Source organism: Gelidibacter sp. (assembly GCF_039916245.1).
Classification (GTDB): Bacteria; Bacteroidota; Bacteroidia; order Flavobacteriales; family Flavobacteriaceae; genus Gelidibacter.
On sequence record NZ_JBDSLS010000056.1, the window covers coordinates 1 to 6,888 of the forward strand.

At 39.3% G+C, this 6,888-nt stretch carries 6 protein-coding genes and 1 riboswitch; of the genes, 5 read left to right on the forward strand and 1 reads right to left on the reverse strand.

The annotated features are described in order from the left end of the window. The first annotated feature begins 314 nt into the window (after nucleotides 1-314). The 4 genes from ABIQ28_RS03095 (at nucleotide 315) to ABIQ28_RS03110 (ending at nucleotide 5,907) form a co-directional block, all read left to right on the forward strand. Complete coding sequence (locus tag ABIQ28_RS03095; protein WP_348035288.1) at nucleotides 315-872, forward strand: transposase; 558 nt, start codon at nucleotides 315-317, stop codon at nucleotides 870-872. A 463-nt stretch (nucleotides 873-1,335) separates the two neighbouring features. After that, nucleotides 1,336-1,519: riboswitch (cobalamin riboswitch) on the forward strand. Nucleotides 1,520-1,660: 141 nt separating this feature from the next. Beyond that, complete coding sequence (locus ABIQ28_RS03100) at nucleotides 1,661-3,625, forward strand: TonB-dependent receptor (RefSeq protein ID WP_348035289.1); 1,965 nt, start codon at nucleotides 1,661-1,663, stop codon at nucleotides 3,623-3,625. 11 nt (nucleotides 3,626-3,636) lie between these two features. Continuing rightward, entirely contained in the window at nucleotides 3,637-4,761 is a 1,125-nt protein-coding gene (locus tag ABIQ28_RS03105; RefSeq protein WP_348035290.1) for a YncE family protein, read from the forward strand. 15 nt (nucleotides 4,762-4,776) lie between these two features. Continuing rightward, nucleotides 4,777-5,907, forward strand: coding sequence for a hypothetical protein (locus ABIQ28_RS03110; RefSeq protein WP_348035291.1), 1,131 nt, complete (start codon nucleotides 4,777-4,779; stop codon nucleotides 5,905-5,907). A 130-nt stretch (nucleotides 5,908-6,037) separates the two neighbouring features. Here the strand turns inward: ABIQ28_RS03110 and ABIQ28_RS03115 are convergent, their stop codons facing one another. Further along, complete coding sequence (locus ABIQ28_RS03115; RefSeq protein ID WP_348035292.1) at nucleotides 6,038-6,232, reverse strand: Lrp/AsnC ligand binding domain-containing protein; 195 nt, start codon at nucleotides 6,230-6,232, stop codon at nucleotides 6,038-6,040. Between the two features lie 439 nt (nucleotides 6,233-6,671). Between ABIQ28_RS03115 and ABIQ28_RS03120 the strand changes: the two genes are divergently transcribed. Then, complete coding sequence (locus ABIQ28_RS03120) at nucleotides 6,672-6,878, forward strand: hypothetical protein (protein ID WP_348035293.1); 207 nt, start codon at nucleotides 6,672-6,674, stop codon at nucleotides 6,876-6,878. The last annotated feature ends 10 nt before the right edge of the window (nucleotides 6,879-6,888 follow it).

A 6,888-nucleotide genomic window follows, 5' to 3' on the forward strand; every position in this document is an offset into this window, starting at 1 on the left:
TTCTCATTTTGTTTTTAAATTGCCAATAATGTTTAAAGGTACTAGAAGTTGTGAGTTTTATTTGCGAACAATACAAATAGTCTCAGACCAATGGTTTATACAGTTTATTGGCAAATCGTTATTTTACCTTTGAAGAGTTAAATTCAGTTTTGCTCCTAATGCGTTGAAAATTCTCATTACCGTTTCAAAAGTTACATTTCCAGTACTATTTTCAAGTCTAGATATTTGTGCTTTTTTTACTCGAAGCTAGCGCTCGTTTGCAACGAGTGCCCATAAAGATTTATTTCTTTGGTAACAAGTTGTATATTAGTCATATGAGTAGGAAGTATAAATTCCATAACAAGGCAGGTCTTTATTTTGTCTCGTTTGCAACCGTGTATTGGCTGGACATATTTACAAGACAAGTCTATTTTAATGTATTGGCAAACAGTATCAGTTATTGTAGGTCGCACAAAGGTATGGAACTTTACGCTTATTGTTTTATGCCGAGTCATGTCCATATGGTTTTTCGTTCTGCGAATGAAAAGCCTATGGAATTATTAAGGGATTTCAAGAAACATACATCTAAAAGGATTGTTGAGGCAATAGCAAGCAATTCGCAAGAGAGTAGAAAGGAATGGTTGCTATGGATGTTGGAACGCGCGGGAAAGAAATCTGCCAACGTATCTCAATTTCAACTTTGGCAACATCATAACCACCCCATCGAACTTTGGACTGACAAAGTCATCAAGCAAAAGATTAACTACATTCATAATAATCCGGTGGTGATTGGATTGGTAATAGACCCTTTACACTATAAATACTCAAGCGCACGGAATTTTCAGGACGATCATACGGTGCTTGAAATTGATGACCCTGGTTTTATGGGTTGATGTTCGTTGAGTTATTATGTCTGACTTATTTGATATTGCGCTTTTTGCAAGCTAGCCGATGCCTATTTGGTAACTTTTGGAAATATATGGCTTAAAATAATACATCACTGGTTGTAGATGAGCCGAGTTCTATTTTGTATCCTTTGCAAACGTATGTCTTATATAATACGCTAGCGCCCGTTTTCAACGGGTGCCCACAAAGAACTTCATGTTGCAAACAAGTTCTATGTCAGTTGCATGAGCAACAAAAGCAAATTTTATAATAAAGTAGGCTCCTGTTTTTGTGGTTTGTGGCCGTATGTCATATTGGATACGGCACTCGTTACAAACGAGCGCTAGCCGGAGATTGGATTGGTAACAGATCCTATACACTATAAATACTTTGTTGGCGCTAGCTTGAAAGGCGTCCTCACGAAAATTGTTAATCATATTCAACCCGATTCTAAAATTAATATCTAGCTTTGCACTTTATTTTAGAAAAGGTTGCCTACTTCGGTAGGCATTAAATGGGAATCTGGTGTAAATCCAGAACTGTCCCGCAGCTGTAAGCTTTTTGATGAAGCCCAATAATGGTCACTGTCTTTTAAGATGGGAAGGCCGGGTGGATAAAGCAAGTCAGAATACCTGCCATTTCTTGTAATTCTATAAGGCTTTCGGGGATTGAAGCTTGGATTGGTTTTATAAACGCTTCGGTACTTTCGAAGTCGTTTACCTTTCTTGTGATTCCTCGTCGGCGCAATGTCATTATGAGGACCTATTTAAGCCCTATTAAAATATTATTTCTTGGAATGCTCTTGTGTCCGACACTGCTTTGGTCTCAAAAGCGCGATACTTTGGTTCCTATTGAACTGCAAGAAATATTGTTAAATCACGACAAAAATCGCTTCGAATCTCATACCTCGCCAGCGCCAGTCCAATCACTTTCGGGAGCGCAACTTAAAAAACTCAATAGCTTGAGTGTGGCCGATGCGTTGCGGTATTTCAGCGGCATTCAACTCAAGGATTACGGCGGCATTGGCGGTATCAAAACGGTAAATGTCCGCAGTATGGGCTCCCAACATACGGGCGTATTTTTTGACGGTATTCAATTGGGGAATGCGCAAAACGGGCAGGTCGATCTCGGGAAGTTTTCGCTGGACAATATGGAGAAGGTCAGTCTTTATCAAGGCCAGCACAGTGAAATGCAACAATCGGCAAAATCCTATGCTTCGGCAAATACCATTTATCTGCAAACAAAAACGCCGAAATTTGAACCCGGCGAAACCTATCAATTAGCAGTAGGTGTCCGGTCCGGTTCCTTCGGACTTTTTAATCCGTCCATCAATCTCAATTACAAAATCAACAATGCTCTTTCAGCCCGCGTCAGTACCGAGCTGGTCAGCGCTCATGGTCGCTATAAATTTCAATATTCCAACGGGGTTTACGATACCACGGCGGTACGAAATAATGCTGATATCAGGTCGTATCGTGTGGAAGCGTCGGTACATGGCCAACACAAAAACCAAGACACTTGGAACGTGAAATATTACCATTACAATTCGGAAAGAGGTTTGCCAGGAGCTATTGTGGCGAACCGATTTGCGCGTCCGCAACGGTTGTGGGATCGGAATGATTTTCTGCAGGCCGATTATAAACATCAATTTAGTGAGAGATACAGCGTGAAAGTCCGCGGTAAATACGGCGTCGATTATTCGCGGTATCTGGATCCTGAGATTGTCACGACCAGCGGATTTCTGGAAAACACTTATGACCAGCAAGAGTATTATTTATCCTTGGTGCATACCTATAAAGCCAAGTCGTATTGGACCTTGAGTTTGGCGACCGATGTTCAGCAGAATGTCATGCAAGCCAATTTGTATCGGTTTGCCTATCCAAAGAGAAATACCTTATTAAATGTTCTGGCGTCCGATTTGACTTTTGATAGGTTCACGATCCAAACGAGTATTTTAAGTACAGGCATCTATGAATCTGTGAAATATTATGAAGCGGCAGATGATTTTCAGGAATTTTCGCCAACGCTTCTTTTTAATGTGCAGCCTTTTGCTTCGCCCGATTTAAGACTTCGTGGTTTTTATAAAAAGATGTTCAGAATGCCGTCGTTCAATGATTTGTATTACACTTTTGTGGGAAATACGTTTTTAAATCCTGAGTATTCCGAACAAGTCAATTTGGGTTTTTCTTGGCAGAATGAAATCTGGAATACGGTTTTTAATGTGACTAGTGATATTTACAAAATCTGGATTACCGATAAAATTGTGGCCATTCCGGGCACCAATCTTTTTAGATGGACGATGTATAATCTTGGGGAAGTTGAGACCAATGGCATCGAAACCAATATGACTACTTCGGGGAAAATCGGTCCTGAATTTAATTACACAACAATTCTTACCTATACGTTTCAAGAATCCTTAGATGTGACGCCCGGCGGCAACAGTTTTGGCCAACAAATTCCGTACGTTCCCAAGCATAGTGGTGGTTTGAGTTTGATGCTAGATTATAAAGCCATCTCCCTTAATTACAGTTTTATCTATACGGGCGAACGTTATAGCCAAAAGGCCAATATCGCTTCCAATTATCTGCAACCATGGTACACGCATGATATGTCGATCAATTATGCGCTTCCTTTTTCAGGGAAAAATCCTTTAAAGTTAGGCTTGGAAGTCAATAATTTATTCGACCAGCAATACGCCGTCATTAAGAATTTCCCAATGCCCGGAAGATCCTTTCGGCTGAACCTCAATTATGAATTCTAATTAAAAAAAGTATGAAAAAGCTCAGTTTATTACTAATGATTTTCTTCGGCATGTACGCGTGCCAGACCGATGACCCTGCTATTGAAGATGACGTTCAAAATCCTGGAGGCCAAACCCCAACCGCAGTTAAAGGTTTTTACCTCCTCAATGAAGGCAATATGGCGATGAATAAAGCCTCGCTGGATTATATGGATTATGAAACAGGCGAATACAAAAGCAGTGTATTCAGTAAGGCCAATCCCGAACTCGTGGGTGGATTGGGAGACGTTGGAAACGCCATGGGCATCTATGGTTCAAAACTATACGTAGTGGTTAATGGTTCCAATAAAGTGGAGGTGCTTGATGCCGATACGGGAAAACGGATTAAACAAATTGACATCGATAATCCTCGGTACCTCACATTTTATAAAGGAAAAGCGTATTTAAGTAGCTACTTGGGAGGCGTAGGAAATGCCAGCAATCCCAACGGCATCGTGGCCGAAATTGATACCACCAGCTTGAAGATTACGCGTCGCGTTGAAGTAGGGCGTCAGCCTGAAGAATTGGTGGCGTATAATGATAAAATTTACGTGGCAAACTCGGGCGGCTATAGTCCTCCAAATTATGAATCGACCATTTCAGTTATTGATGTCAATGCGTTTACGGAAACCAAGCGGATAGAAGTGGCTATAAATCTGCATCGTCTAAAAATCGATAGTGAAGGTGACTTATATGTGACTTCAAGAGGCGATTATTATGAGACGCCTTCCAGGTTGTTGGTGGTCGATACCAAAACAGAAACTGTGAAAAAAAGCTTTGATATCGGCGTCAGCAATTTGACCATTCATAAGGATATCGCTTATATGTATAATTCAGAGTTTAGCTATATCACTGGCAATTATGAGATTTCATACCTCATGCTGGACACTAAAACAGAAACCTTGTTGGATAAAACCTTTATTTCCGAAAAAGATAAAAGCCTGATTGAAATGCCCTACGGAATTGCAGTCCATCCTGAAACCGATGAGGTGTTGATCACAGATGCCAAAGATTATGTAACGCCTGGCAACCTCTACTGTTTTACGCCAGACGGAGCACTGAAATGGTCAGTCCAAACAGGCGATATTCCCGCACATATTACTTTCAAATACGAATAATTTAAACCTTAAATAATGAATACAATGAAAACCAATTACAAACAATTACTTGTTGCCTTTTTTGGCCTCGCCCTACTAGTTACGTCCTGCTCAAATGATGATGACGCCGTTGCGGTTTTAGAACCACAAATAGCGATGTCCAAATCAGAAAAGGAATTTCAGATTGCTGTTGGAGATCTTTTAGAATTTGCAGCAGTCAATCAAAACAACTCCGAATATACTGAAAAATGGACCTTAGGGGATAGTATCGTGGCCACTGCTGATACGTATGTTTTTGAGCCTACAAATTCAGGAACCTATGTGTTGTCTTATGAAGCTTCTAACGAAACAGGCATCTTTACTTATAAATACACAATCACTGTGGACGCTAAATTAAGACCGATTACTGATGACAGTAGTGCGTATGTAACGCAGCTTTTAGAATATTATCCAGCACCTGGGCAGTTTATAAATAAGAATCCGGGGAATTTGGCAAGTGCTGAAAGTCTTATCGGAAAACGTGGTTCAGTAACCTTGGGAGCCTGGGGAGGTTTTGTAAGTTATGCTTTTGATCATACCGTGATCAATCGTGAAGGGGAAAATGATTTTATCATTTACGGAAATGCATCGGCCACTTTTGCTGAGCCTGGTGTTGTTTATGTGATGCAGGATGATAATGGCAATGGATTGCCAGATGATACCTGGTATGAAATTAAAGGAAGTGCACATACTCTGGAAGGAACTTATAGAGATTATAAAGTGATTTACTTTAGACCAGAAAAGATAGAAGACAATATCGCATGGGAAGATAATAAAGGGAATACGGGGTTTGTCTTGAAAAATGCATTTCATAAACAAGCCTATTATCCAGAATGGATTACGGCAAATTCTTATACTGTTTCTGGAACATTGTTATCAGATAGTAATATCGACAGGAGTAATGCTTCAATGATTACCAGTGCACCATTTGAGTACGGTTATGCTGATAATACGTCTGGTGGAGACAAAATTAATATTGCAGATGCGATTGATAAAGACGGAAAACCGGTCCGTTTAAGCGGTATTGATTTCGTAAAGATCCAAACAGGAATCCAAGCTGATATGGGCTGGTTAGGCGAAATGTCAACAGAAGTTGCTGGTGTGGCCGACTTAAGTTTATTAAAGTAAAAGCATGACGAACTTATTTGCGAATATCTAACAGACAATTTCATCAATTTTAAAAAGATGATCAAGCACTTCTAATTTTTTTAGAAGTGCTTTTTTGTTTCATAGTTCCTGAGGTCATAAAAAATAATCGTCAGCTTTTCTCAATTTCCGTAAGCATAAGAAGCGTCGTCGGACTTCCATAATTAATCAATTTGTCTATAAATTGCTGTAGATGCAATTGATCACGCAGTACCACCCGAATATGAATGTTATACGGCTCAGTGATTCGAAAAGCTTCCTGAACTTCGGGATAGGTGTAGATTTCAGATAATATATATATGAGCATTGTTGTCCGATTAAAGTTGCATTGATCTTGTAAGAATCGTAATCAACAAAGGTCTTTCAACGTTTTTGATCCTCTACCTTCTTCATTTCTCGGTTTTTGAAAACTATTGGTAAAACATCATAATCCATTCTATTTATGAGTTTCACCGCCCATGTTTTCAATTAATTACGTGTTTAGTCTTTGTTCTTGGTTCTATCAGCGGAGCGGTCTTAATTCTTTTCCGGACAATAGTGATATATGAGCTTTCCTTCAAAAATCTTCACAAGAATGAAGACAAAGATTTGTAAGCACTCATCTGTTTTTAAAATCATCTCTAATCCGTCTATTACAAACGCTAACAAAAATCAAACCGCCACCTTTTGGCGTAGTTAGGATTTATCTTTGTGGTATTCAATGAAAAAATCACATTTAATTAGAAAGACTTTTAAAAGAAATCCTTATGAAACAGATACGCATTAATTTGACCGATGAACAATATGAAAAACTGATGGATAAGTTGCAAAATGAAGCTCAAACAAACTTGGAACACGGGACTTTAAGTGGTTTTTCGATGACTATAGAAGAAGCTTTTCCAGGTGTGTCATGGCTGACGGTTAATATGAATGGCGCATTAGATTTAGGTGATGTAAATTGGGAAATTGTTTGATTGGTAAATC